This is a genomic window from Salinivibrio sp. VYel1 (genome assembly GCF_009377945.1).
Taxonomy (GTDB): Bacteria; Pseudomonadota; Gammaproteobacteria; order Enterobacterales; family Vibrionaceae; genus Salinivibrio; species Salinivibrio siamensis.
On the sequence record NZ_RSAM01000001.1, the window covers coordinates 90,916 to 115,895 of the forward strand.

Annotated in this window: 25 protein-coding genes and 1 pseudogene; 8 read left to right on the top strand and 18 right to left on the bottom strand. The window is 50.4% G+C overall.

Annotated elements, in window-relative coordinates; all coding sequences use genetic code 11:
* Positions 1–84: 84 nt before the first annotated feature.
* Positions 85–1,995 carry a methyl-accepting chemotaxis protein gene (locus EHW58_RS00405; RefSeq protein WP_152793936.1) on the bottom strand — a complete coding sequence of 637 codons (1,911 nt, stop codon included), beginning with the start codon at positions 1,993–1,995 and terminating at the stop codon, positions 85–87.
* 504 nt (positions 1,996–2,499) lie between these two features.
* Positions 2,500–2,733 (bottom strand): DUF3283 family protein, encoded by a 234-nt coding sequence (locus tag EHW58_RS00410; protein WP_046075920.1) that lies wholly within the window; start codon positions 2,731–2,733, stop codon positions 2,500–2,502.
* 194 nt (positions 2,734–2,927) lie between these two features.
* On the opposite strand from EHW58_RS00410, the gene EHW58_RS00415 reads away from it, so the two are divergent.
* Positions 2,928–3,260, top strand: a complete 333-nt coding sequence (locus EHW58_RS00415) for an XRE family transcriptional regulator (RefSeq protein ID WP_227986256.1) — start codon at positions 2,928–2,930, stop codon at positions 3,258–3,260.
* Here EHW58_RS00415 and EHW58_RS00420 read toward each other — a convergent pair.
* From EHW58_RS00420 to pdsR, 4 genes are all read right to left on the bottom strand, one after another.
* On the bottom strand, positions 3,228–3,434 hold the full coding sequence (locus tag EHW58_RS00420) for a DUF1289 domain-containing protein (protein ID WP_046075919.1): 207 nt from the start codon (positions 3,432–3,434) through the stop codon (positions 3,228–3,230). The two genes, EHW58_RS00415 and EHW58_RS00420, sit on opposite strands and share 33 nt — an antisense overlap.
* A gap of 91 nt (positions 3,435–3,525) precedes the next feature.
* The gene (locus EHW58_RS00425; RefSeq protein ID WP_077638895.1) at positions 3,526–4,194 is read right to left on the bottom strand and encodes a glutathione S-transferase family protein; all 669 of its coding nucleotides are present in this window, start codon (positions 4,192–4,194) and stop codon (positions 3,526–3,528) included.
* Between the two features lie 111 nt (positions 4,195–4,305).
* A complete protein-coding gene (gene pdsS, locus EHW58_RS00430) occupies positions 4,306–6,531 on the bottom strand; it encodes a proteobacterial dedicated sortase system histidine kinase (protein WP_152793938.1) in 2,226 nt (741 codons plus the stop codon).
* Positions 6,528–7,226 (bottom strand): proteobacterial dedicated sortase system response regulator, encoded by a 699-nt coding sequence (gene pdsR / locus EHW58_RS00435; RefSeq protein ID WP_077607234.1) that lies wholly within the window; start codon positions 7,224–7,226, stop codon positions 6,528–6,530. Before pdsR ends, pdsS begins: the two co-directional genes overlap by 4 nt.
* Before the next feature lie 201 nt (positions 7,227–7,427).
* Here pdsR and pdsO point away from each other — a divergent pair, with 201 nt between their 5' ends.
* Both pdsO and EHW58_RS00445 read left to right on the top strand, forming a co-directional pair.
* Positions 7,428–8,144: a sortase-associated OmpA-like protein PdsO gene (pdsO, locus tag EHW58_RS00440; RefSeq protein WP_152793940.1), complete on the top strand. Its 717-nt coding sequence runs from the start codon at positions 7,428–7,430 to the stop codon at positions 8,142–8,144.
* Positions 8,145–8,246: 102 nt separating this feature from the next.
* The gene (locus tag EHW58_RS00445) at positions 8,247–8,675 is read left to right on the top strand and encodes a GNAT family N-acetyltransferase (protein ID WP_152793942.1); all 429 of its coding nucleotides are present in this window, start codon (positions 8,247–8,249) and stop codon (positions 8,673–8,675) included.
* 7 nt (positions 8,676–8,682) lie between these two features.
* Here EHW58_RS00445 and EHW58_RS00450 read toward each other — a convergent pair whose 3' ends face one another.
* The 3 genes from EHW58_RS00450 to EHW58_RS00460 all read right to left on the bottom strand — a co-directional run bounded on the left by EHW58_RS00450 (position 8,683) and on the right by EHW58_RS00460 (position 10,908).
* Complete coding sequence (locus EHW58_RS00450; RefSeq protein ID WP_046075915.1) at positions 8,683–9,207, bottom strand: methylated-DNA--[protein]-cysteine S-methyltransferase; 525 nt, start codon at positions 9,205–9,207, stop codon at positions 8,683–8,685.
* Between the two features lie 41 nt (positions 9,208–9,248).
* On the bottom strand, positions 9,249–9,680 hold the full coding sequence (locus EHW58_RS00455; RefSeq protein ID WP_046075914.1) for a DUF3010 family protein: 432 nt from the start codon (positions 9,678–9,680) through the stop codon (positions 9,249–9,251).
* Between the two features lie 76 nt (positions 9,681–9,756).
* Entirely contained in the window at positions 9,757–10,908 is a 1,152-nt protein-coding gene (locus tag EHW58_RS00460) for an HD-GYP domain-containing protein (RefSeq protein WP_077638897.1), read from the bottom strand.
* Positions 10,909–11,080: 172 nt separating this feature from the next.
* Between EHW58_RS00460 and EHW58_RS00465 the strand changes: the two genes are divergently transcribed.
* Positions 11,081–11,620 (top strand): NUDIX hydrolase, encoded by a 540-nt coding sequence (locus tag EHW58_RS00465; RefSeq protein WP_152793944.1) that lies wholly within the window; start codon positions 11,081–11,083, stop codon positions 11,618–11,620.
* Between the two features lie 14 nt (positions 11,621–11,634).
* A complete protein-coding gene (locus EHW58_RS00470) occupies positions 11,635–11,862 on the top strand; it encodes a DUF3820 family protein (RefSeq protein ID WP_046075911.1) in 228 nt (75 codons plus the stop codon).
* On the opposite strand, the gene EHW58_RS00475 is transcribed toward EHW58_RS00470, so the two are convergent.
* Positions 11,859–12,377 (bottom strand): hypothetical protein, encoded by a 519-nt coding sequence (locus EHW58_RS00475; RefSeq protein WP_152793946.1) that lies wholly within the window; start codon positions 12,375–12,377, stop codon positions 11,859–11,861. The two genes, EHW58_RS00470 and EHW58_RS00475, sit on opposite strands and share 4 nt — an antisense overlap.
* A 208-nt stretch (positions 12,378–12,585) precedes the next feature.
* Here EHW58_RS00475 and EHW58_RS00480 point away from each other — a divergent pair, with 208 nt between their 5' ends.
* A complete protein-coding gene (locus tag EHW58_RS00480) occupies positions 12,586–14,283 on the top strand; it encodes an SgrR family transcriptional regulator (protein WP_152793948.1) in 1,698 nt (565 codons plus the stop codon).
* On the opposite strand, the gene EHW58_RS00485 is transcribed toward EHW58_RS00480, so the two are convergent.
* Complete coding sequence (locus tag EHW58_RS00485) at positions 14,280–14,933, bottom strand: hypothetical protein (protein WP_046075909.1); 654 nt, start codon at positions 14,931–14,933, stop codon at positions 14,280–14,282. The genes EHW58_RS00480 and EHW58_RS00485 overlap by 4 nt on opposite strands.
* 401 nt (positions 14,934–15,334) lie before the next feature.
* Here EHW58_RS00485 and EHW58_RS00490 point away from each other — a divergent pair, with 401 nt between their 5' ends.
* Together EHW58_RS00490 and EHW58_RS00495 are read left to right on the top strand one after the other, a co-directional pair.
* Complete coding sequence (locus EHW58_RS00490) at positions 15,335–15,763, top strand: hypothetical protein (protein WP_077579327.1); 429 nt, start codon at positions 15,335–15,337, stop codon at positions 15,761–15,763.
* Between the two features lie 13 nt (positions 15,764–15,776).
* On the top strand, positions 15,777–16,823 hold the full coding sequence (locus EHW58_RS00495; RefSeq protein WP_152794544.1) for a L,D-transpeptidase family protein: 1,047 nt from the start codon (positions 15,777–15,779) through the stop codon (positions 16,821–16,823).
* Between the two features lie 102 nt (positions 16,824–16,925).
* Here the strand turns inward: EHW58_RS00495 and EHW58_RS00500 are convergent, their stop codons facing one another.
* The 7 genes and pseudogenes from EHW58_RS00500 to pulA all read right to left on the bottom strand — a co-directional run bounded on the left by EHW58_RS00500 (position 16,926) and on the right by pulA (position 24,877).
* Complete coding sequence (locus EHW58_RS00500; RefSeq protein WP_046075907.1) at positions 16,926–17,171, bottom strand: Lpp/OprI family alanine-zipper lipoprotein; 246 nt, start codon at positions 17,169–17,171, stop codon at positions 16,926–16,928.
* A 175-nt stretch (positions 17,172–17,346) separates the two neighbouring features.
* Complete coding sequence (locus EHW58_RS00505) at positions 17,347–17,823, bottom strand: copper chaperone PCu(A)C (protein WP_077638904.1); 477 nt, start codon at positions 17,821–17,823, stop codon at positions 17,347–17,349.
* Positions 17,824–17,825: 2 nt separating this feature from the next.
* Entirely contained in the window at positions 17,826–18,413 is a 588-nt protein-coding gene (locus EHW58_RS00510; RefSeq protein WP_077666715.1) for an SCO family protein, read from the bottom strand.
* The gene (locus EHW58_RS00515) at positions 18,410–18,892 is read right to left on the bottom strand and encodes a hypothetical protein (RefSeq protein ID WP_131826108.1); all 483 of its coding nucleotides are present in this window, start codon (positions 18,890–18,892) and stop codon (positions 18,410–18,412) included. The genes EHW58_RS00510 and EHW58_RS00515 overlap by 4 nt, the downstream gene beginning before the upstream one ends.
* Positions 18,893–19,822 carry a DUF368 domain-containing protein gene (locus tag EHW58_RS00520; protein WP_152793950.1) on the bottom strand — a complete coding sequence of 310 codons (930 nt, stop codon included), beginning with the start codon at positions 19,820–19,822 and terminating at the stop codon, positions 18,893–18,895.
* A gap of 161 nt (positions 19,823–19,983) precedes the next feature.
* Positions 19,984–21,670, bottom strand: a pseudogene (locus tag EHW58_RS15935) (PAS domain S-box protein); the annotation flags it as partial.
* A 330-nt stretch (positions 21,671–22,000) separates the two neighbouring features.
* On the bottom strand, positions 22,001–24,877 hold the full coding sequence (pulA, locus tag EHW58_RS00530; RefSeq protein ID WP_152793954.1) for a pullulanase-type alpha-1,6-glucosidase: 2,877 nt from the start codon (positions 24,875–24,877) through the stop codon (positions 22,001–22,003).
* Positions 24,878–24,980: the final 103 nt, after the last annotated feature.

Genomic DNA, 24,980 nt, shown 5'->3' on the forward strand with positions numbered 1-24,980 from the left:
CCAATGGGGATCAGGCAGCGTCTCGCTGCCTGATTCAGTGAACGTCAGCCAAACTCATTCGCGTCGCGGTCTGGCCTTGGCGATTTACTGCAATTTAAAGTTATGCACCATGCGATCCAGCTCCTCATTTGAATGGGTGAGGGATTGAGTGGCCGCCGTGGTTTGATTGCCACTGTCTACCAGCTTATTCACCATATCGCGAATCGACAGCATGTTTTTACTGAGCTCTTCAGCGACAGAGCTTTGCTGTTCAGTCGCTGTCGCAATTTGGGTGCTCACATCGTCGATTTCGGTGACAGACGAACTCATGATGGTCAAGCTGTTAGACACTTCCGAGGTTTTGTCTGCGGTGGTCTGACACTGTTCTTTGGTTTTCTCCATGGCCTCGACCACACTCGAAGTGCCATCGAGTAACGCGGTAAGCATTTCGGAAATTTCCGTGGTGCTGCTTTGTGTGCGAGCGGCTAACGCACGCACTTCATCGGCGACGACCGCAAAGCCTCGTCCTTGTTCGCCAGCGCGCGCTGCTTCAATGGCGGCATTCAATGCCAGCAAATTAGTTTGTTCAGAAATTTCGCCAATCACTGTCAGCACGTCACTAATTCGATTCGCATCTTTGTTCATGCTAGTGATCCGCCCCGACATTTCTTCCACCTCATCCACTAAGGCACTGACCGTGATCACCGCATTGTCGACCACTTTAAGTGATTGACTTGCCTCCTTACTTGCCGAGGCAGTGATACTGTTCGATTGGGAAACATTTTCTGCAATGTTTCTCGCGCTTTCGCTCATTTGAGTGATGGCAGTAACCACTTGCTCGGTTTCAGCTGAGTGAGCATCCAGTACGGACTCATTTTCGCTGGTGGTTTGTGACAGCTGGCTAATATTGGCTGAAATGGCTTGGCTGGACTCGGCGACGCTCAACATCATGCCTTGTAGATTTTCGACAAAGCGGTTGAAGCCGTCACTGATTTGCGCCAAATCATCATTGCCGTTCACATCGAGACGAGCGGTAAGATCCCCTTCGCCACGTGACAGATCCAGCACCGCTTCTTTGAGTTTGAGTAAGGGGCGATATGAAAATTGAATAATCGCATAAATCGCGCCAAGACTGACGATGAGCAGTATCACGCCTGTTCCGACAGAATCGATTTGTGCATCGCGAACCCCCGCCAGGGCGGTTTTTTGGTCAACAAAGACCATCAAGGTCCAATACCTGTCTTCGGTTAAGTTGACTCGCTGGAAATAGCCATCAAATTGAATGCCTAAATAGGGGAACGTGAGGTGACCTTGCTCGCTACTGCGGAACATGCTCTCCATTTGTGAAAAGTTAGGACTAATTTGAGAGGGGGTTTTACCGATATCATTGGGGTCATCACTGGCAAAAAACACCGCGTTTTGATCCGTCAATGTCGCGGCTCCACCGGCAAAGCGCATCTCACTGACTTGCGTGATGACATCTTCTAACGGAATATCACCAAGCAGCGCGCCGATAAACTGGCCGTTTTCAAACACAGGAGCCACGGCACTGATCACTTTCTCACCGGTGACCTTGTCCGTGTAAATGTCAGTCAAGTGAATGGACTGATCGGATTTAACCGTGCGGTACCAGTCTCGGTCTCGGAAGTTATATTCATTGGTGGTCACACCATTACCATTGTGATTAGACATGTACGACGCACCGTTTTCGTAGGTCATGATGACATTAGCAATACCGGCGGTATCTGCCAGCATTCGTACTTGCGCCACATTCTCCTGACCGGTGAGATCGGTTGAGAAGTGGCCGGCACCTTGCTCTACCGCAGTGAGCTGAGACTGCACCAGCTGCTCTAACTCGATGACATGATGATCGAGTTTATTTTGAGTTTGGGTGACCAAGGCTTCAACCATTCTGTCACGCAGCGACAGTGCGTTAATTGAACCGAGGATCACGAGTGAGAGTGTGACGAGCAGTCCTACCCCCCAAATAATGCGAGATTTAAACCCTAAGGTCATAGCGATTACCCCTTACTGAGCGCGAGTTTGCCTGTCTAAAAAGTAAGGGTGCTTCCTGTGCTTGATGAGCGTGTTCTGTCCGCTTTTTTGTGCGGGTTTTTGTGTTGCCCACCAAGGAGTCACCCAGCCAACGTTTATTAGAAATTAGTTTATATGGCGTCTATCTGCCAAATAAGAAAGACTTCTTGATAAGAATAACAATAGGGCGAGTGTTCATTTTTTGCTAGGTGAGGGGGTGAAAAATGTATGACATTTTAGCGCGCTTTTAATGAAGGTGTTGTTAGAAAAAAAAGACAGGCGTTCGGGTTTTAAACGCGCGTGTAAGATGTTTACTGACCTAAGCGCCTTATTTTAAGCATTTATCCGCAGCAAGTGAGATAAAACCAAACATTGGCAAGGCGTTGAGACGCCTGAAGGGATGGCGCGATGCGCTCGGCGATAAAAACCGTGTGGCGTACGCTGACTGACAGGTTCCAGCACCAGTGTGAGGGTGCTGGTGAAACCTTATTCGGAGGGAGGGGCCTCAGGGATGATAAAAGCGTCAGGTTGCGCACGGTATTTTTCTACACTGGCGAGATACACCTCGCGTTGCCAGTCGACTAAGGCGCTGGCTTCTTGCTGGTAAAGGCTTTGTGGGGCTTGGTTATTGACTACCTTCCATACGGCGTAGGCAGCTTGTTTATCGAGTTCAATTTTTTGTTTCTCGTCGGCAGGTAGATTCGCCAAGTTGACGTCCATAGCACATCTCTTATCTGATCAGGGCACTCGGATCCTAACCGAGCCGCACGATTCCAGCAAGATTTACTCGCCGTTTACCCCGTGCTGACATTATAGGTAACAGGATTGCTAGGCTGGATGCTTTTAAATGATAGCCAGTGGAAACCGTGATGACCTTTAATGACCAAGACAGACAGGCTTTGTACGAAACATGGATGTCTTATAAAGCTAAAGCTCGGATTACCCAGATAGAAATGGCAAAAAAGCTTGAGATCAGTCACCTTAGCTTCTCTCGGTGCATTCATGGTGACGCCGTGCTCGATAGTCGGTTTGTGTTTGCGTTTTGCCAAGCTATGGGGGTGGAGCCGAACAAGGTCATACCGAGCTTGCGCGATCGTGAACAGGTTGATCAAGACGTGCTTGTCACCAGTAAAGTGATTGTCGATGGGGCGATTGAAGCCGTGCATTATGAAGGAAGCACGGTGATCATTGAGTATCGTAAGCCGCTTGCGCCTTCAGCCAGTGCGGCGCTTGAACGGGTTTCGTGACCGATAAGAGGGAACGGCAGAGGTAGGATCGGGCCGTTTGGGGAGTTGCGCCATAATGGATTCGCGCTCATCGTCGGTCATTTTTCCCCAGCGGACAATTTCATCAAGCGTACGTTTGCAGCCGACGCAAATATCGTCTTCACGTCGACAATGACCAATGCAAGGTGTTAACACGCGAGCTCCTCAACACAAATAAATGACGGACAGGCCGCGGGATACGCTGCCTGTCTGGTACCTAAGATCACGATCTAGTATAGCGATTTTGCTATCGCGTCACCATGCCACGCACTTGTTCGGCACGTTCGTCGTCCGTTGCCTCTTTGGGTGCGGGGGTGAGTAAGGCTTTTTGACAAGCAGGGCGCGCGGCAAGTTTATCGAGCCACGCGCTGAGTGCGTCTAATCCGCTTACATCAACGCCACTCCATTCGTGAATCCTTGCCCATGGCCAGGTCGCCATATCGGCAATGGTATAGCTATCCCCTGCCAAGTAAGGATGCTGTTGCAGTTGCTTATCCACCACTTCAAGCAGGCGGCGGCCTTCTTTTTGATAGCGCTCAATGGCGGCGGGGATTTTTTCAGGAAAATAACGATAGAAGACATTGGCTTGCCCCATCATTGGCCCCACGCCCCCCATTTGAAACATCAGCCACTGAATGGCTTGTGAGCGTGCCTTGGGCTCGCTGGGTAAGAATTGCCCCGTTTTTTCTGCGAGATAGAGTAAAATCGCCCCGGACTCAAACACCGGAAAGTCGCCATTGGCTTTATCGACAATCGCGGGAATGCGACCGTTGGGGTTGATGGCTAAGAAGTCAGGCTGTTTTTGCTCATTTGCCATCAAATCAACGCTGTGTAATTGATAATCCAGCCCCATCTCTTCTAGTGCAATCGCAACTTTTTGGCCGTTGGGTGTCGCGGCAGAATAAAATTCAATCATATTGGCTCCTTGCTCGGGGCGTCACGCTATGTGTGACCCCATGAAAAGTGCGGGCCCTTATCAGTGTCGGGCACTATTAGTCAGTATTGGGGCCAATAGGGTTGAGATCAATCAGTGTGTCATTAACTGTGTCTTGGGCCAAATAAGTGACAGTGTCACTCCATCTTGTTGTGGCCGGTTGTCAGCGACAAGATCGGCTTGATGAAAGTCAGCGATCAACCGTGCGATATACAGTCCTAAGCCAAGGTGCGGTTTATCCGCGCCGTGACCTTCAGGGCGGACACTGACCATAGAGTTAAACAATTGCTCGCGCATATGCTCGGGAAGCAATGGGCCGCTATTGCTGACGGTCATCGCGACCTGATGCGCATTTTGTGACAGCGATAAGGCGATGGGGGCGGCGCCGTTGTCAAACTCCACCGCATTGGCGATAAGCTTATCGAGTAATTGTGCCAGATAATCAGGGACACCTAACACGTTTACCGTGTGGTGGGGAAGGCTTAAGGTAAAGGTCTTATCTGGATAAGCGAATTGGTAGCCTTGGGTACAGCCTTCAAGTAGGGCATTGAGATCCACCATCTCTTTATCGGCGTTATCAAAGCTTTGTTCTAGGCGTGTGGCCTCGGTTAACGTCGATAAAATGCCCGCTAAGCGGTGAACACCGTCCTGCGCTCGGTTAACATAGGTCAGTTGCTCGGGGTTTTCCTGGGTGTAGGCCATGTTCTCGAGCGAGGAGCGTACCACGGCAATCGGTGTGCGTAGCTCGTGGGATAACCGTGAGCTCATGGCCTCCAAGTAGTGATTATACCCGGCAATTCGGCTGACCATATCGGCCATGGTGCGTGATAGTCGACCAATTTCATCATGGCTATGTGTGGTGGTGATATGTCCGGTAACCCGGCCTTGGCTATCGATTGCATGATCGGCCTCGTGCTGTAGGCGACGTAAACGCTTAGCGATATGCGATCCAAATAAGAGCAGTAAAAGCACGCCGGTACATATAACCGCCAGCATGACTGAAAACAGAGTTTCTAACGCTTCATTACGTAAGCTGCGAATGCCATTGGTCGTCTCTTCGACGATCACTGCACCGGCGACACGGTCGTCAAGCCAGATGGGATAAGCGGCCGATAAAATCATTGCTTGATTGTCGTCTGAGCTGCGCCAGCCTGCGTAAGGCCGCCCCTGTAATGCTTGCTGTGCTTGCACCCCTTGGTAGATGGATGCTTGTTGCATGGCGTCGACAAAGTGATCGGGTGGCGTCACGAGCAAGCGGTCATACCAGGGGCGCAGTAGTGTGTCGGTTATCCAGGGGATCAATCCCTCTGGTTGGTCTGAAGGCGACTGAGGCTGCCAAACGCCATTGGAGGTTTGAATATCGCCGTCTTTGGCGAGCACGCGACTGTGCTTATCGACTACCCAAACCCGCGAGGCGTCGTTATTCATTCGCTCAATCAAAGATTGGATAGCCGCAGAGGGCATCATAAAGCTGCCTAATGAGGTGGGAGCGCGCGTTGAAGCACTGCCAATAATGGCGTTGAGTGGCCGCTCGAAACCATTGCCGCGATCATAGTAGGCGAGAGCCAGCTGCTGGCCGACCCAATTTGCCGGGAGTTTCACCTCAATGCTGTAACCCTTGTCTGTCGGTTGCCATTTTGCAGCAATAGGTAGAGGCTGAGCCGGGCCTTCTGTCGAGGTCTTGTCAGCTAAAGTGGGTAGTCCACTGGTCAGGTGACGGATGTGAGCATTATTGCTGTTACTGTCTTGGCTGAGCGCAACACGATAAAAGGCACCTTGGGGGGAAGTGAGCGCCAAGATCATGTGATCTTGGCTGGTGATATCGCCGGTACGCTGTGCTGGGGTAGGACTGGCATCGGTCACTGTGATGCCAAAGTATACGGCATCTCCATTACTCCCAGTGAGCACAGATAATGCCAATTGATCGTTGTGGTAGGGACCTTGGTTAAAAATAAGCCCATCACGCTGATAGTGGCGTTGATGGTGGCGGTCGCGCTGCCAGTCGCCTAAGTCACCGTCCAAGGTGATTGGATGATTGAGGCGAAACGCGTGCAGATCTTTTCCTGGGTCGAGTTGAGAGGGGATGTCTCGATAGGAAAACAAGCTGGGCCTGTCGTTCATCCCCATGGCGAAAGCGCGCGCGGTACCCATCAAAGTCTGCTCTTGTCCCTGTCGTAAGACGTTTTCCATCTCCCACACATATTGATAACCCAAGTAGGGCAATAGGAGCAAAAAGCTCGATAGCACCACAATCTTGGTACGGATACCCGCGATGTGTTGCCATAATTGTTGGGCAAGCAAGTGTAACTTCGCGATCATTCGGGTGCCTCATCCCAACGGTAGCCCATGCCATAAACGGTACTGATGCAATCAAACTGTTCATCAACCACCATGAATTTCTTACGAATTCGTTTAATGTGTGAGGTAATGGTGCTGTCATCCACCACAGCATGTGCTTCATCCATGAGTGCCTGCCGACTTTTAACATGCCCGGGTCGTTTGACGAGGGCGTGCACCATCCAAAATTCGGTCACGGTGAGATCAATCAGTTGGTCATGCCAATAGACCTGCATACGATCAAGATCGAGGTAAAGAGGGCCACATTGGAGACGCTTATCTTCTTTTGAGGGGGTTTGTGCCAAAAGATCAGAGCGCCGGAATAATGCGGCGATACGTGCCATGAGGTGTGGGAGGGAAACATCTTTAGTGAGATAGTCATCCGCGCCCATCCGCAAACCAACCACGGTATCAATATCACTGTCGCGGGCGGTGAGGAATATAATTGGCACCGTCGCCGACACGGCGCGGAGGGATTGGCAAAGAGCAAAACCACCATCGATCTCACTGCCTAAGCCAATATCAATGATTGCTAGATCGGGCAATTGCCGCTCAAAGGCCGCTTGCGCGCTGGGCCGGTCTTGGTAGGTATGGACTTGGTAACCCTGGCGGCGGATAACATCGGCGTAGTTTTCTCGGATCGCCGCTTCATCTTCCACTATCGCGATGTGTTTCATAACTCTGTCTTCTTACTTGCGTTGTGATGACTATACCCAAACTGTGTGCAGAGAAAACCCTCTTCGCGTATGAAACGTAAATTGCCATTTTTTTGCCACTATTGATCGCCAGATTGCCATTTTTACTCCCGCAAAATGCCTTAAGTGCTTGCTGTAATAACGCCATATCAAACAGCACGATTCATCGTAAGCGAGGATAAGATGGATATTAAAAAACAACTGATTCACTCTGTATTTGCCGTTTCAATGTTCGCCGTTGCCACGCCACAAGGGATGGCCGCCAGTGAGATTGAACGTGATAAACAACCCGAACTGATCGGGATGGGAAGCGGCGCTATCGCGGGAGCGGTAGTGGCGGGCCCTGTCGGCGCGGTTGCAGGGGCCATTATTGGTACCGTGATGGGGCAAAATGCCAGCTATGAAAATTTGGCCACCGAGCAGGATGAAACGATTCAAACTATCCGGGATGAGAATCAATCATTGAGTCGCATCAGCCAAAAATATAATGAAGCGCAGCTTGAACTCGCGCGGTTACGCAGTGCGCAGAATCAGGTGGAAGACCTTACGCTGGCGATGAATATTCAATTTCGCACGAGCTCGGCTGATATTGAGCCGCACTTTATGATCCAGCTTGATGAGCTCGCAGGATTTATTCAACAAATGCCAAACGCTCAATGGCAACTCGCAGGCTATGCCGATCCAAGAGGACGTCAAGGCTATAACCAAGCGCTATCGGAACGTCGTGTGCAGGCCGTAAAAGATTACCTTGTGTCCGTGGGCGTCGATCCGCGTCAGCTCAACACGGTGGCGTATGGAGACAGTCAGCCACTGGATAGCCAAGCGGGGAATGAGGGCTTTTTCTTTGACCGCCGCGTGACAGTAAGCCGTATGTCGGGGACGCAAACCGCCCAGCGTTAGTCACTAATACGTGCGAGTTTTGCGACGTGATAACTCATAAAACCTCACCGGCAGATTGAACGGCGGTCTGCGGGTGGGGAAACCCAAACAAGGAAGGCGACAATGATAAGACAAGCCACTAATAAAGATATAGAAACCATTAGCCAACTCTGCGCCCATTGCCAGTCAGATGAGATAGACAAACGTCAGATGCACCGGCATATCAAGCATCTACTTAATCAGGACTTGGTGTCAGTGAGCGTGGCCGAGCTTTGCGGTTTGGTGGCGGGTGTGGTGGTCTGTCAAGTGATCCCACAATTAGGTTTGTCAGGCCACGTGGGTCGCATTAGTACCATTATTGTCGACGAGCCATTCCGCGATATGACGTTGGGACGTCAACTGCTTAATGCTGCCGAGCAGGCGCTGAGAGCAAAAGGATGTGATCACATTGAAGTGGTCCCAAGCTACCAAAAAGACGACGCACAAAGCTTTTATATCCATTGTGGTTTTCATCTGACCCCGGAACGGCTGACCAAACCGCTTGCCGCCTGAGCGGAGACTAAGGCAGCGCCGGGTCTGTGCTGGTCAGCTCATTGGAGACGTAATCGGGCCACTTGCCTGTGGCCTCCCAAATCAACAAGGTGCGTTTGGCGATTAAACCACCCCCATAGCCGACCAACTGACCTTGACGGCCAATAATCCGGTGACAGGGGACAATAATCGAAATCGGATTCTTGCCATTCGCACTGCCCACGGCTTGGTTGGCTTTTGGGTTACCGATAAGATGAGAGATGGCTTGGTAACTGGCCGTTTCACCAAAGGGAATGGATTGAAGCGCCTGCCATACGCGCTGTTGAAAGGCCGTTCCCTGCGGTGCAAGTGGCACCGAGAATGTCTGTCGCGTACCTGCAAAGTACTCATCCAGTTGATGGCAGGCAAGATCGAGAATGGCGACGCTGTCTTGCGAACTGTCTTGAACAAGGTGATTAGGTGCGCGGTTAGGGAGATACAGAGCCGTTAATCCCTGGCTATTGGCCTGCAGTGTTAATGGCCCTAGCGGGGAAGAGTAGATTTTCTTGCTCATGGTACCTCCGTGTTCGACGTGTTTTTTTGTCTTTATTACTGTTATTTTTTGTCTTTATTACAATAGGCGCACGCGGTTAGAAAGGCATTTTCCTGAAATTGCTTCAAGCCTAGCTCTTTTAAATTTACATCGATGGGATGACGTTTTAGCGTTTGTTTCATCACGCTGGAGGAGAAGACTTCGGCGTCAACGCCTTCGATCAGTTGTAGGGCGGCCTCCATTTTAAAGCCGGCACTACTACCCGCGAACTTCCCTTTGGTTTGGCGCTCGCGAATAATGATTTTATCCACCTGATAATCTTCGATGAGCTTGCTCATGGTACGATGGAAATGTTGAATGCTCTCTTGCGCTTCTGGCGAGGGCAGCGTGATTTTCTTGGCTCGACACTCAGGTACCGAAAACAAATCGTTGTCACTGTCGAGTAACACAACATTCGCTTCGTTAGCTTTTAAATCAACCGCGCAAACTCTCATTTTTCTCTCTCTTTCTTAAAAGGCATTGTCACTGAGGGAGGGCAGTATACGCAAAAGCCCTCGCCTCGTCACAGGATTAACGAAATGCATCGACATTGATATCAAGGGCTGTCTCGCTGGTGGCGCGGGCGATACGCAAATCATGGCGCTTAGCGAGATCAATATACTCCACTTCACGAAACCGGTGACTGCGGACTGAATAAAACAACTTGACCACAGGGCGAGTCAAGTCGTCGAGGTTTTCTTGCCATACCAAGCCAACGCGTCCATCCGCTAACTCAACGAGGGAGCCAACGGGGTAAAAGCCAATACACTGAATAAAGGCGCGCAATAAATTGGGATCCAAATGAAACGGCGTGAGTCCCATCATGATCTTAAAGGCTTCAGACGGTGACATCGCTCGTTTGTAACAACGATCCGCGGTCAGTGCATCGTAAATATCGACAATGCCACTCATGCGGCCAATGGTATGTAACGCTTCGCCTTTTAGCCCGTTTGGGTAACCAGTGCCATCCAGTTTTTCGTGATGCATTAAACTCACGTCGCGAGCAATTTGTGATAAGTCAGGGATACTATCCAGTACCGGCTGAGAAAATACTTGGTGGAGTTTCATGTGGTCGAACTCTTCAGCGGTCAGTTTGCCCGGTTTATTGAGCACTTCGTCGGCAACTAGCACTTTACCAATATCATGCACCAGCCCACCGACGGCGAGCTCTTGCAAGGTCGCGTGATCAAACCCTAGATGCCTGCCAAAACTCACCAACAAAAAGGCCACGTTGAGCGAATGCTCCATCAGGTAAGCACTTTTATCTCGAATGCCACTGATCCAAGCAATGGCGTGCTGACGTTCAAAAATGTTGTCGACAATGTCACTGCCCAATGCCTCAAGGGGCGCGACATCAATGGCTTTATTGGCATAGATGTCATTTAATAAGCGACTCAGTTGTTGCTTCGACGAATCGATGAGCGCGCGTGCTTTGTCGATATCCGCGCCGGTTGACGCATACTTACCTTGGTAGAGTGCGCCTTTGTACTGGATTTCATTGATATCTAGGATCTGATCAGCATCTACCCAAACATAGTTAACACCACATTGTTTTAGTTTTTGGATTGTCTCGGGACGGCGAACATAGCCAGGTTTGGTCATCCGGGTGGGTGACTGGGCAGTTTCTATTTGTTCCACGTACATCCCGATTGTCAGCTTGTGGATACTAATTTTCTGCAGCATCGTACCCAGTCCTACCTTGTGTGTTTATCACCAATAATACTAATGATTTTTGGGCGGCTTAAGGTATCGGGTGCGAGACATATTTCATTTTTGTGCACCCGTTAGCGCCTTTCTGCTCTCTTGTTTGGTTGTGCTATACTCCCGCGCTTGTTTTTTGACTATCTGAGTAGTAATGGAAATCATAGCCAAATATACGGATGAGCGGGTGCTGCCGCTGCAAAATAAATCCGTCATTAAGCGCGACGCAGCACGCGCGATTGCCTTAGATGGCGATGAGATTTTGCTGATGTATACCGCACGTTATGATGATTATTCGCTCCCCGGTGGCGGTATGGATGCGGGCGAAACCCCAGAGCAAGCAATGATCCGTGAGCTGCAAGAAGAGACGGGCGCACGACAGATCCGTGATATCACTCCATTTGGCTGTTTTGAAGAGTACCGCCCTTGGTATCGAGATGGTGCGGATGTGATGCATATGTTGTCATACTGCTTCTACTGCCGCGTTGATCGAGACCTCGGTACACCGACCTTTGAGCATTATGAAATCAATAATGGTATGCGACCTGTGTGGGTGAGCCTTAATCATGCTATTGCGCATAACAAAGCAGTGATGGCGAACAGTGCCAAAGCCGGGCAATCGTTGATACGTGAAACCATGTTGCTTGAAATGATTGCAAGTCAACGTCTTGAACAGCGACATGCGACAGCCTAAAACGGGATGCATTGATGGATAAACAACAGCTTATGAAATTAGCCACAATGCCCATGCCATTCGGCAAATACGCTGGGCGCGTGTTGATTGATCTGCCAGAGGAATATCTGTTGTGGTTCCAAAACAAAGCCGAGTTTCCGAAAGGCGAGTTAGGAGAGCTAATGAAGCTGTGCCTGGCGCTCAAAGTTGAAGGGCTTGAGGAAGTGGTTCGCCCTCTCAAGAACCAGCGCCTCTCCCGCTAGCGGCCGATGACCCACAGCCTGTCATCGCCGTTCTCCTCCTGAGTGAGCGCATAGAGAAGTTGTGCTTGTGCGTTCTCATCAGGGGCGACGACATCATAAATACCACTGACTGCTTGACCGTCTAACACCGTATCGACCCGCATGGCGGCGGCGCAGGTTTCTCCGTTTTGGGTGCCTATACAGAGCGACACCGTGGCGTCAGCGATTTCAACACCATCTTCAAGCGCAAGCTGGGCAAAGTAAGCGAGCATATTGGCACGATCTGATTCTGGCCACTGTTGCGCCTGAAGCTTGGCATACTTAATCATCAGTGGGTGATTGTCGACCCAATAGAGAGTGAGTGGCTGATGAGTCGGTGCGTCAGGTTTGTCAAAAGGATGTGGGGGATGAGCAGCGGCATGATAGATATCAAAACCCGCAAGGCTTTCCTTGGTTGGGAATTGCGCTTTTTTTACGTGGCAAGCCATCCAGCGTTGTTTGATATCAAAATGGGAAATAATGGCCGACGCGATCATAAACACCCTACTCATTATCGACAAAGAGAGGCATCATAACTGAGTCAGACGGAATAACAAACTTCTGCTCGTGAAAGCCGGTGCTTATTGCCTGCCAGAGATCACAGCCTGAGTGCGTGTGATCAAGATATGAGCAGACGCTATGCCTTGTTCTGCGTAAAATAGGAAATACTTCCACTGGTTTTTGTGATTGTTGGGTTCCTCTTTTATGTCAGGTCAGCGACTTCGTGCTCAGTTCTCCCGCCTTTATCATCATTTCAATGGCGAAAACACCGATACAACGCTACAAGCTGTGGCGGATATTTTGGTATGTACGCGGCGTAATGCGCGAATGGTGCTCAGTAAGTTAGAAGAGCAAGGATGGTTAACGTGGCAGCCTTCAGTGGGGCGGGGCAAGCTCTCTCGTTTGGCATTTTTGCGTAGTGAAACGGCATTGCGAGAAGAGCAAGCTGCATCTTGGCTGGTGCAAGGGAAAATGGATCACGCGTTGGCGTGCCTTGATCATGACTCGACCAAACTCGCTGCCTTAATCCAAAAACAAATGGGGCCGAGTACGCAAAACGGGCGGCAAATTGTTCGCCTGCCCTATTACCGTCAGCTTGAGACGCTGGATCCGCGCGAACCTTTGCGTCGCTCAGAGCAGCACTTGGTCGGTCAAATTTTTAATGGTTTGGTGCGTTATCGTGGTAGTGAACGTATTGTGACACCGGATTTAGCCCATCATTGGGAAGCGTTGTCGCCGACACATTGGCGATTTTACCTTCGTCCTGGTGTCCGCTTCCATGATGGTCAGCCAATGCGCGAGCAGGATGTGATAGCGAGCCTATCGGCGCTTTCTACGCGGCGTTTTTTTGCTCATCTGTCGCGTGTTGACTCGCCGGGCCCGCGAATGATTGATGTACATCTTTCGTCTCCCGACTCAAGGTTTGATCATGCGCTTACCTTGCCAGAAGCGGTCATTCGTCCTGCTGAGCGCCATCCAAGTCAATCCCTTGGTTATCAACCGATTGGGACAGGTCCTTATCGCGTGGCAGAGAAACAGCCACACCGCTTAGTGCTCGAGGCATTTGATGATTATTTTGGTTATCGTGCCCTGACCGATGAAATCCAGATTATGGTGTTTGATGAGGCCGCAATGTGCTATCTCACTCCCAGCACCTCACTGACGCCGGAGAGATTAGCAAGCCATCAAACCACGCTGAGTCAAAAGTTAGAAATGGATCAGGGGGCCGGTTACCTGTTGTTGAATTGTCGCGATGGATTAGCGAAGCAACCCGCATGGCGTGAATACCTGCATGCAAAGCTGTCATCGCTGCAATTACTGCCACGCTTGGCGCATTGTGGAATGGGTGAGTACCGATTGTTCAATGCGTATGGACTGATGCCAGGTTGGATGCATCATGGTCTTTCGTCCATGTCGCCAGTTGCTCCGTCACCAACGTCACTGACCGTGGCGTATTTATCCGATCATCCTTTATACCCGCTTATCGCCAAGGCAATACACGCGCACTTACTTGAGGATGGTATTCAAGTGAAAACCTTGGCATTGTCATCCGCCGACTACTTTAGTGGTCAATATGGCCGCAAAATCGACATCTGGTTAGGGGCGATGAGCTTTGGTGAACGCGGGCAGGCGGGGTTATTTAACTGGCTAGGGACGCATGATCTGGTATTGAGTGCCTGCACAGATACCATGCTCGAGTCCATTGAGCGTCATACTCAGCGCTGGCGAGAGACGCAAGACGATAGCTGTGCTGAGCACTTAGCCCGTCGCCTGGTTGAGCATCAAATGGTGCCCTTGTTTCATATCTGGATGGGTGTCATGGCGACGCCAGATCTCCAAGATGTGGCATCGAATGCGGTGGGTTGGTTTGATTTCAAAGCCGTGTGGCACAAACCACATTAAAGACTGCTATTATCCTCTTCAACACCGAGCGGAAAGGTGGCGGTGAGCAAAAGGTATTTGTGCAGGGGTAAGCCATCTTTTTTGCGAAACAAAGGGTGAAAGATACGATATCGCCCCTCGGTTAAACCCAAGGGCGCGATAGTCTCAGCCAGGCTCGACGTTGCGCTGGTCAAGCGTATTCCTTGCGCGCGATAGGCGTCTGCGTGGATAGGTTGGTGTCCCAACCACCAAGAAGGAACAGCCTTACTGGCGTTGGTGCGATCAATCCAGTGGTCACTGACCACAATGACCCGCCCAGGCTCGGCAGGGTTTGTGATGCCATGATTCAGTAGCCAAGCAACGTCACGCACCAAGGCATCACGACAGGCGTTATTACCACTGAGTAGGCGATGGGCCAGTATGTATATCGCGCTGCCGTCAAGTTGTAGCTGATAGACAGTTTGGCTATGTGGTCGGGTATCGTCGAGCAAATTAAACGTTGCGGGTTTGTCATGCGCCTCGAGAACCCGCATGAGTCGACGTGCGAGTGCTTTGCCCATGTGGGGATCACGCATTCCCCGATTGTGGACTGTGGGATAGTGATGCTCGCACAATTTGACACAATCTTGCTGAAACTGGCGCAGTGCCAGCGAGACCAGATCATCTAACAAAAACCCGTTACTCCTACCAAAAACGTCTTGAAAGCGGATGCTGCCTTGTCACGCATACTCATAAAAGCGCACAGACTAAAGTATGCAGTATATCACTTTAATCGCCCAATAAATCAGGGAGAAACGCTACTTTGTGCGCACTTTCTCATCGATGGGCGGGGCGAGCGGCGATCGTTGTCATGTTGTGACCGATTAAAGCGGCATGGTTTGTACGCTTTGTACCTTTCCGTATTGGCAGATTATTGCCTCTTTCTGTGGGTGCTTGGTGATGCGTTCACCTCGTAACGCGAGTGATCACCGTATTCTTGCTTTGCCTGCCTAGCCCTGTTTTATGGCTTTATAACCTTGGCACTAAAATTGCTTTAATCCATGTGCTTATCACGGTAATACAACGGAATACCATGAATTTTAACCTTTGGCTTCGTGCGGCAGTCTGTTTGGCTGTTGTCTCATTTCCCGTTTCTTCTTACGCGGCTGATGGCCTTGCTGCGGGGGTTTTCCTTGGTTCGCCAATGTCTGGTGTGACCTTGAAGCAAAACCAATTTAAAATTCAAGCTGGCATCGATAAGGTGGGAGTGGCCGTCGATGGGACTTGGAATTTGGGTGAATGGCTCGGGCGAATGGAATATGCGCCTATGTATGTCTATGCCGGAGGTCAGTGGGTAGATGATTCAACGCATCAGTGGGGACCACGTGCCGGGCTCGGTGTCACTCTTCCGGTGGGTACGGGTGATGTGGAACTATTTGCAGAAGCGGGCACCACTTGGTATTGGGAGGAGAAAGGCGATATTGAGTTTGAAGGCGCTGCTGGAGCACGAGTTTATTTCTAACCTCTCTTGGCCGATGGTAGGCAAAGGTGCCATACAGAGGTTATTAGCCTGTGTGGTACTTTGGGTGTTAGCTGTGCCGACAGCATTTGCCACCCCGTATCCGTTACCCACCGACGGCAGTCGACTTGTTGGCTATCCAGAGGCACACATCGTCAAAGAGGGCGAGCACTTAGAAGCCATTGCTAAACACTATGATATGGGGTTTCTAGCGCTTTTAGCGCTCAACCCAGGGATTGATCCTTACTTGCCTGAGCCTGGCTCTCTGGTGCGCTTACCCAACCAGCTCTTGTTGCCTTCACCACCTCACTCGGGGATAGTGATCAACCTTGCTGAATTACGCCTGTATTATTTTCCTGAACCAGAGGCTAGGGCTAAGGTAACGGGAGAAAAGGCGGACGCGCAACGTGATGTTCATGTATTTCCCATCGGGATCGGTAGAGTGGGTCGCGAAACCCCCACAATGAACACCTATATTAGCCAAAAGCGCGAACATCCGACGTGGACGCCACCGCAGAGCATTCGTGAGGAATATAAAAAACAGCGTGGCATCATTTTGCCTGATGTGGTGCCAGCAGGGTCAAACAATCCCTTAGGTGAGCATGCGCTAAGGTTGGGCTTCGGTAACGGTGAGTATTTGATTCATGGCACTAACAAGTCGTTTGGTATTGGGCTGCGAGTCAGTGCTGGCTGTATCCGGCTTCGACCTGACGATGTGGCATGGCTGTTTGAGCAAGTGGATGTCCACACCCCGGTTAGAATTATCAATCAACCCGCGAAGCTAAGCGTTGAGCCTGATGGGCGAGTGATGGTAGAGGCGCATCGTCCTTTGTCAAAAAATGAAAAAGAGACCAAAGCGCGTTTATCGGTTGAGCCTGATCCTCAGGTGTTAGCGATTTTAGCGCGGCTGGAACTGTCACCTCGGCGCTACCGAGCGGCGTTATCTGTCCAAGAAGGCGTGCCGACAGAGATCGCTACACTGACCCCAGCACAGTTGAAAGCCTGGCAGCGTCTAGAGCGTGTGGACGTAGATGCTAAGCAAATGACGCGATCTGAGCAGTAAAAGTCCGGATAAGGCGGATAAGATCACAGCATAAAAAAACGGCGCATCGCGCGCCGTTATTCATTGTTTGTTCAGTGAGTAATCGGTGCTTAAATCGATACGCTATTTCGTGTAAGACTGCGCCATATTATCAATGCGCTTATTGGCACGTTTTGCTTCGTCATATGCCATTTGAGAGGTATCTTTGGTATCGCTCACGTCGCTTTTCATCATAGATACATCATTCGATAATGCATCGACTTTCGCTGATAAATCATCAACGCTTTGCTGTAACGCTGTGTTGCTGGTACAACCGACGAGCAACATGCTCGATGCGACGGCAGCTAGCGCCATTGGACGGATTTTCATAAATAACCTCGCTATTGTTGTTTGTCATAGCAATCGCGTCATTAGGGTCACGCATCCACGCGACTATTGTCAACCTTAGACGCTTAAACACATTTTTGCTGGATAATCCTTTACTTAAATAGCAGAGCTTGACCGAGTTAACACTTAGCGAGGTAAGAGGTATCCGATATTGTGCTTATTCGTGGTTTGCGTGCATCTCTTTGTTGTGATGTTTCATGCCCGCCATGACCGATTTCACTGGGATCTGCTTGGTGAGTGAATGACCGTCCGCGGTGTTTAATGTCAATGAAATGTGCTCGCCTACTTTGAGTGGCTGAGCCAGATCAAACAACATTACATGTAGGCCACCTGGCTTTAGTGTCACTTGCTCGCCTTCAGGCACCAGGATTTGCGCAATTTGTCGCATTTCCATCATGCCATCCACCATAGCATGCTCATGCAACTCTACCCGTTTCGCTGCCGGCGTGCTCGCACTCACTACCCGTTTTAGCACCTTGCTTTGATTATCGAGAACCATGAAAGCGGCGCTATTTGGTGCACCTGGTGCAGTGGCACGCGCATAGGCATCATGAATAAAAAACTCACCATGGGCATGCACGAATGGTGCAACCATAAAGGCGATAGCGGCAACAAAAGATTTGAATGATGTCATTGTTATTCCTTATTTTGATCAGTCACCCGTTCAATCGCTGCGATCAGCATTTCAGGGTTTAAGGTGTGAGGGACTTTCTCTACGAGTTCACCGTTCGGTGAAAGAAAATAAAAAAAGGAGCTATGGTCAACGGCATAGTCCATGGCGGAGTCTTCCAGCTCGGTGATGCGATACAACACACCGTAGCGTTTTGCCAGCTGCGCAATTTGCGCCTCAGAACCACTGACACCGGTGATGGCCGGATGGAAAAAATGCGCGTACTCCGCCGCTTTTTCGCTTGTATCACGCTTTGGGTCGAGGGTGATAAAGATTGGCGCCACCGCGTTTCGTGTCGACTCAGGGAGCGATTTTAACGCGGCAGATAACACGGCGAGCGAAGTGGGACAAACATCAGGACAATGGGTATAGCCGAAATAAACAATGCGCGGACGTGGGTCATCGGTATTGTAAAGATTAAACGGTTGCCCTTGTGATTGTAATGCCCCTGCTTGAGCCTGCTTTTGTGACGTTTGATAGTTATCAAATAGCGCGCGGGCACCTAAGCCAAAACAAACGGCAATAATGGCGACAAGCCAAGCTTTCTTACTCATAGTCGCTCCATGCGTACTTTAATGGGGAACAGCGTGTTTGCGTCAGCATTTAGGGTAATGGTTCCTGCCCATGTCATGCTGTCTTCGGTGCAAACGGGCAGCATCAGTTGCCCTTGATAAGTCAGTTTATCGGTTTGTTTAAGCACCAGCCGATATTCACCCATGTTCATTTCGACGCCTTTGAGCTTAACGAGCAATGTATCCGTGTTTAGCGCTTGGGGGGCGGTCACAGTGAGGGTATTGGCATGTAATGGATGCACAAGCGGGTCAGCTAAGGTCGCTTGATAACCTTGGTATTGGCACGTTTGCTGATTGAGTGAGCAGTAGGCGGCTGGTGCGATAGTTGTACTCGAGGCGGTCGAGAAAAAGCCAGACAGCCACGAGGGGATAAAAAAAGCCATCACTGCCAGCATCGCAATACTGGCGGTGATTATTAAGGGGTGACTCACGGCGAGCCGTGAGGAGGGTTCATTCATCATCTATTCCTGCTCAGGCGAGAAACGCTCCAGCAATAATACCAGCACAAAGCCACCTATCATGGCAACGATAGCCAAGCCAACTTGTGCCGAGTGTCCCACGATTGCCTCGTAGGCGCCGGGTAAAAGGTTATCTTGCACGAGGGGGACTTGTTCACCGGATGAATTTGTACGCCATGTGAGTGTGTGTTTCCAAGGCCAAATTTTGCCCAATGTGCCCAACATCAGACCGGTGAGAAACGCGAGCGTCAGTGCATAATAGCGGCGCAGCAGCCAGGACAATAGGTGCGAAAACGTCAGTAAGCCAGTTACTGCGCCGACAGCGAACAATCCTAATAAGCCGAATTGCGCTTGGTGAACCGCATCCAGAATGGGGCTGTACATTCCCAGCAATAGTAGGATAAAACTGCCAGAGATCCCCGGCAAAATCATGGCGCAAATCGCGATGGCACCGGCGAGAAAGACGGTGAGCGGACCCGCGGTGAGCTGCAGCGGGTTAGCAATGGTAATCCAGTAGGCAAACCCAATCCCTAACAGTACGGCGAGAACCGTTTTAGGCCGAACCTTGGGGGCGGGCAACTGTTTGGCAATATGCAACGCTGAGGAGATGATCAAGCCGAAGAAAAACGACCAAAGCGGAATGGGATGATGAGTGAGCATCCAACTGATCCCTTTTGCCAAACTGGCAATACTGGTCAGGATGCCGGCCAAGAGTACACAAAGAAAGGTACCGTTAACATGTTGCCAGACCGCCTTGAAACCTTCCTTGCGCCACAGTGCAAAAAGGCGCGGCGTGATACGCCGAATACTCTCCAATAGCTGCGTGTAAATGCCAGTAATAAATGCGATGGTGCCGCCAGAGACACCAGGAACCACATCCGCAGCGCCCATCGCCATGCCTTTGAGGTAAGTTGAGACCAGGTTCTTGATCATAATGCCATTCATCGATAAAAGCTGAGACGCGCATTATACCGATATGAATGGTGAGTGATAGGCCTCCTTATGCTAGGACGACTAGTCGTCTTCGCCATTTAAATTTTGAAGTGCATCGGCTAATGCGCGAACGCGCTCGTTGGTTTGGTCGACTAGCCGGCGGATCTCTGCTGCAGACTCTCCCGAGCGTTGTGCCAATTGTCGTACCTCATCGGCGACTACGGCAAAACCTCGGCCCGACTCACCGGCACGAGCTGCTTCAATCGCCGCGTTGAGCGCGAGTAAGTTTGTTTGTTCGGCGATGCCGTTTATTACACCAATAATTTGTTGTATCTCGCTGCTAGATGCTTCGACTTTTGTCATCTCCTTCTCGGTTACATCAACCGCTTGAGCTCTATTGGTCACATCAATGCCGTAGGAGACGAGGTAAACGGGGTTTCCTTCGGAGTCAAAAATGGGGGCGACGACAGTATCGAAACGGCGTTCGCTTCCGTCTGCAGCGGTAAACGGCAGTACTTCTTTTATTTGTTGACCCGATAGCACATTACTAAATGCCGACTCTCCGAGCTTATTCTTAAGGTTGTTGCTTAGAATTTCTGAGTTTGATGCTGTTTCTGCGCGCAAGTGGTCGAGCATATACGAGTTAAACGAATCAGGTTTACCATCAAGCCGCCATTGCATAATCCCGTTGCTAACACTGATGGCTTCGAAGCGTCTTTCTGCTTCCAATGAGCGTTGCTTGGCTTCGGTGATATCAGCTTGAATGGAAATAAAGCTAGATAAGTGCCCGTTGTCATCAAAAATTGGATTGATAGAAACAGAAATCCAATAGGCATCACCCTGCTTGTTATAATTAAGGAGCTCGTCGTAAAAGGGTTCGCGGTTTTTTAGTTTCTGTGAAATTTTCGCGACTGTTTCGGTATTAGTCCCTGGCCCTTGAAGCATGGTACCTGGTTTTTTGCCGCGCATTTCCGACGTGGTATACCCGGTGAGTTTTTCAAACCCTTGGTTAACATAACGAGTATAGCCATCGGCATCGGTAATGATGACTGAATTATCTGTCTCATCCGCCACCATCGATAGCATTTTGAACTCTTCCCGACGCTCAACGTCTTCTGTGACGTCTTTGACAAACGCGGTGTATTGGATTTCGTTGTCGAGTTCAATTTTCGAGATCGAAAAGCTGCCCCAACGGTGCTCACCATCTTTGCGCACAACGGGTACTTCCCGCGTTGAACCCACAATTTTATTGATGCCAGTCCGGCGGTTTTTGTTGACCAATTCATCGTGCTCATGACGGTGTTGCTCTGGCACCAGCATTTTGACATTGTTTCCTAACATCTCTTCACGCGTGTATCCCCACAAGCGCTCCGCAGAGCGGTTGGCGAAGGTGATAATGTTATTACCGTCAATGGTCACCACGGCATCCAATGCTTGTTCGAGCGTTTGGTTGACTATTTCTTGAGCTTGTTTTTGTGCAGAAATATCGTGAACAAACGCGGTGTAAGTGGATTTGCCAGCATGTTTAATGTGGTTCAACGAGATATTGACCCATACACGAGAGCCATCTTTTCGTTCTAATTGCACATCGCGAGAGGTTCCGACGATGCGATTTTCTTGGGTCATACGGTGATGATTAATGAACCCGTCATGACTGCCCCGAATTTCTTCTGGAACCAGCATTTTGACGTTGTTACCCAATACTTCATTGCGCTGATAGCCCCACAGTGATTCCGCAGCATCGTTGAAATAGATGACGTCATTTTTTTCGTCGATGGTCACGATAGCGTGTATCGACTGATCCAGTGTTTTTTTATAACGCCCATCAACGACCAAATCTTTTAACATTCACTTATTCCTTGTTGACCGCTCACACTCATCAATGGCTATTGATGAGTGTGATATCAGTTCCAATTAGAGAGAAATACCGTACCACATCCTGTACTCGGGTGTTGAGTGAACCGATCAGCGTTTATGCCAATAGCAACACAAAAAACGAGGAAATACTGTCAAAGCGTATTCAAGCGTTGATATCACTATAAATAACGCGAGCGCGGGCCATAAAACTAGTGTAATTAATGGCCTTTTAATGGGGGGACGCGGTCGATGAGGATTGTGCTACGGATAGATGTCCGGGCGGCAAGTGAAACGGGGGAGCCGCACTCCCCCATATAATAGTTAAGGTTGATGAGGTTTCTCGAATACGGCGACGGACCAAGCGGGTACGGTAAGTTTGCCGTTGGTTACGTGAGCCGCCTGTTGGTTATACGCTATCGAGCGGTTGCCCGCATTAGCTTGCAAGCTGTGAAGTTGATAGCCGGTGGCGTCGATGTTATCAAAGTCATTGACGGCCGTGCCCGAGGCATTGATCGTGACGATAATGCCGTCTCGCGTCGCATCAATCGAGCTGTCGTGCAGACTGCTACTGTTATCAAGCAGCATCACAATTAGCCCGGGAATTTGTGAGTCGCCCGTATTGTGAAAGCTGGCACGTTGGTTGATCACACTGCCTTGGCCTAAGTGGAACAGCCCTGATGAAGTGCGCAGTGCCACCAGCTCATTAAAGTAGCTGTCCATGTTGCTGATTGCCTGTGGCGTTGGTTTGGCCTCGCTATTGTGGTTGGCAATCACGGTTTCAATCATCGGCCAGTTGTCGCCGTCTTTATCTTCACGTGGCAGCCCTTTATCCCACTGCGTGGTTTGTTGAGTAAGGTCGACGCGGTTATACCAATCGCCTGAGTCGTAGGAGTCACGCTGCATGGATTTTGAACGAAGCAGTTCGCTGCCCATGTGAATAAAAGGCACCCCTTGTCCCAGCAGTGCCGTTGAGAGTGACACGGCTTGGGCACGAACGCGTGTCTCGAGCGGCATGGCGTAAGGGAATTTGTATTGATGGTTATCCCACAAGGTTTGGTTGTCATGCTTGGAGACATAGTTTTGAACCTCCCAAGCATCTTTTGCGTAGCCAGCCGGTTGACCGTTGTAATCGACCTCGTCACCGCGCACGACATCACCATTGGCAATCTGTAACTGAAAATCTTTTAAGTTACCCGCCATACCCAAACGAACGAGATCGGCATTATGCAGGGCACTGGCTCTTTCCCCGCTGTTTTGCTGTTGTAAATCATTGGGGGCGACCCATTGACCATTACCAAAGCCTTGGTTTTTGCGTAGGTACTCGCCACCATCGAATGGACCGCCGCCGCGAACCGCATCACGAAGTCGGTCAGAAAACGAGCCAATGCCGGTGCCTGCAAGGTTTGTTTGGGTGGCTTGGACAAACTGGCGATCGTTGGCGACTTCACCGAAGTTCCAACCTTCACCATAGAAATACACATCTGGGTTGATGGCGCGGGCAATGGCAAGTGTGTGCTCGATCTGGGCCAGCGGATGATGACCCATTAAATCCCAACGGAAGGCATCGATTTTGTAGTCTTTCACCCAAGTGGCAATCGAGTCATCGATCAGTTTGGCAAACATGCGATGCTCAGGTGCGGTGTTTGAGCAGCAAGTGGATTGTTCAACGTCTCCAGTGACGGGGTTAAGGCGCTGATAATACCAAGGCACGACTTTATCCAGTACAGAATAGGGCCCTAGGCCTGCTTGGTGGGTGTGGTTGTAGACCACGTCCATCACCACATTCATGCCGATATCTTGTTTGATGGTCATGATCATTTTACGAAACTCGAGGATTCGCGCGGTGCCTTCAGGCTCGGTCGCATAACTGCCTTCGGGCACGGTGTAATGGAAAGGATCGTAACCCCAGTTAAAGCTGTCGTACTGACGCATCGCCGCCATCACGGTTTGCACATAGGGGGTATCCGCACTGTCTTGGGTGGCTAAATCCGTCAAGGCCGCTTGGATGGTTTGGTTGTTGTCGCACTCATTCGCCAGCCTTGGCTTCTCTTTCAGCGAAGGTGCTTTGTCACATAGCGTGGAGAAACGGTCGGTTAAATCGATACGTTGCGCCGTGTCTTCGTTGATGGAGGCAATATCAAACACGGGGAGCAGGTGTAAGTGGGTGACCCCAGATTGCGCGAGCGCGGTTAAGTGTTTGACCGGATCAGTGGTGTTTTGGGTAAAAGCCAGATACTTACCGCGTAGATTGTCTGGTGTGGATTGATCGAGTGCGGAAAAATCACGCACGTGCGCCTCATAAATCACACTGTTGGCAGGGTTTTGCTGCGAGTGAGGTGCACTCAGCGTATCCCAGCCACTGGGTTTAAGCGCGGGCGCATTCAGATCCACCACCTGCGAATAGCTGGAGTTGGTCGACAAGCTATGTGAGTAAGGGTCAGTGACTTCGAGACGCTCGATGCGATGTGTTTCAGGGTGATAAACCGATAGTTGATAGCGGTAATAGTCGCCATGATTCAGCGCAGTAGTGGCAATATGCCAGCTTCCTGATTCGGCGTCGAAGTCCATTTTAATGGGCGTTTGGCGCTGTTTTGGCGCGTTTTGTTCGCTCGCCGATTGATAGGGCACCAGCGAGACTTGCTGTGCGGTAGGGGCCCAAAGACGAAACTCAGTGTGTCCAGCGTCAGGGATGGACCCATAGGTAAGTTTTTCGGCGTGTTCTGCGTACAAGGCATCGAGCGCGCGGGCCGGTTGCACATCGGTTGCGGTTAGTACGGTGCCGCCGTCTTTGGCGATGGCGAGAATTTGTCCTTTGAGCCATTGCTTCAGCGCAATATTGGCGCTAACAAAGTCAAAGTCGAACCCTTTAACGTCGCCTTGCAAATGGGGAAACGATGTCTGCCAATTATCGCTCGTGGTAAGGGTGGATTCGACACTCGCAGTGGCGTTTTCCACTTGCTGCGTGTCCGGGTTATAGCGCATCGTGCCATCAGCGGAGTAATACAAGGTGAGCGAGGTGGCGTTAGTTTGATGGGTGAGCAGGGTATCGGCGTCAGCAAATAGCACACTGGCATCGCTGGTGCCCGCGTCTCTAGGGGGCAAATTGGGGTCGTTTTCGATGTTGCAACCCGCTAACGCTATGGTAGCTGCAACGGCGACCGGTGTGCCGAGTGGTTGCAAAAAGTGAGTGCGCTTCATTAATCTTTCCTCATTTATCAATACTGAGCGCAGCTTACTCAAGGAGGGGATCTACCATGCGTGATCGGGTTAAAATTCAGCGTGTCATTACAAAAAAGATGAT

Coding starts and splice junctions, on each gene's coding strand:
- pdsO (WP_152793940.1), top strand. CDS start 7,428: ATGGATATTAAAAAACAACTGATTCACTCTGTATTTGCCGTTTCAATG.
- EHW58_RS00495 (WP_152794544.1), top strand. CDS start 15,777: ATGGTAGGCAAAGGTGCCATACAGAGGTTATTAGCCTGTGTGGTACTT.
- EHW58_RS00455 (WP_046075914.1), bottom strand. CDS start 9,680: ATGAGAGTTTGCGCGGTTGATTTAAAAGCTAACGAAGCGAATGTTGTG.
- EHW58_RS00480 (WP_152793948.1), top strand. CDS start 12,586: ATGTCAGGTCAGCGACTTCGTGCTCAGTTCTCCCGCCTTTATCATCAT.
- EHW58_RS00415 (WP_227986256.1), top strand. CDS start 2,928: ATGTCTTATAAAGCTAAAGCTCGGATTACCCAGATAGAAATGGCAAAA.
- EHW58_RS00465 (WP_152793944.1), top strand. CDS start 11,081: ATGGAAATCATAGCCAAATATACGGATGAGCGGGTGCTGCCGCTGCAA.
- pdsR (WP_077607234.1), bottom strand. CDS start 7,226: ATGAAACACATCGCGATAGTGGAAGATGAAGCGGCGATCCGAGAAAAC.
- EHW58_RS00515 (WP_131826108.1), bottom strand. CDS start 18,892: ATGATGAATGAACCCTCCTCACGGCTCGCCGTGAGTCACCCCTTAATA.
- EHW58_RS00405 (WP_152793936.1), bottom strand. CDS start 1,995: ATGACCTTAGGGTTTAAATCTCGCATTATTTGGGGGGTAGGACTGCTC.
- EHW58_RS00510 (WP_077666715.1), bottom strand. CDS start 18,413: ATGAGTAAGAAAGCTTGGCTTGTCGCCATTATTGCCGTTTGTTTTGGC.
- EHW58_RS00425 (WP_077638895.1), bottom strand. CDS start 4,194: ATGATTGAATTTTATTCTGCCGCGACACCCAACGGCCAAAAAGTTGCG.
- EHW58_RS00460 (WP_077638897.1), bottom strand. CDS start 10,908: ATGCTGCAGAAAATTAGTATCCACAAGCTGACAATCGGGATGTACGTG.
- EHW58_RS00475 (WP_152793946.1), bottom strand. CDS start 12,377: ATGATCGCGTCGGCCATTATTTCCCATTTTGATATCAAACAACGCTGG.
- EHW58_RS00520 (WP_152793950.1), bottom strand. CDS start 19,822: ATGATCAAGAACCTGGTCTCAACTTACCTCAAAGGCATGGCGATGGGC.
- pulA (WP_152793954.1), bottom strand. CDS start 24,877: ATGAAGCGCACTCACTTTTTGCAACCACTCGGCACACCGGTCGCCGTT.
- EHW58_RS00490 (WP_077579327.1), top strand. CDS start 15,335: ATGAATTTTAACCTTTGGCTTCGTGCGGCAGTCTGTTTGGCTGTTGTC.
- EHW58_RS00500 (WP_046075907.1), bottom strand. CDS start 17,171: ATGAAAATCCGTCCAATGGCGCTAGCTGCCGTCGCATCGAGCATGTTG.
- EHW58_RS00445 (WP_152793942.1), top strand. CDS start 8,247: ATGATAAGACAAGCCACTAATAAAGATATAGAAACCATTAGCCAACTC.
- EHW58_RS00410 (WP_046075920.1), bottom strand. CDS start 2,733: ATGGACGTCAACTTGGCGAATCTACCTGCCGACGAGAAACAAAAAATT.
- EHW58_RS00450 (WP_046075915.1), bottom strand. CDS start 9,207: ATGAGCAAGAAAATCTACTCTTCCCCGCTAGGGCCATTAACACTGCAG.
- EHW58_RS00470 (WP_046075911.1), top strand. CDS start 11,635: ATGGATAAACAACAGCTTATGAAATTAGCCACAATGCCCATGCCATTC.
- pdsS (WP_152793938.1), bottom strand. CDS start 6,531: ATGATCGCGAAGTTACACTTGCTTGCCCAACAATTATGGCAACACATC.
- EHW58_RS00505 (WP_077638904.1), bottom strand. CDS start 17,823: ATGACATCATTCAAATCTTTTGTTGCCGCTATCGCCTTTATGGTTGCA.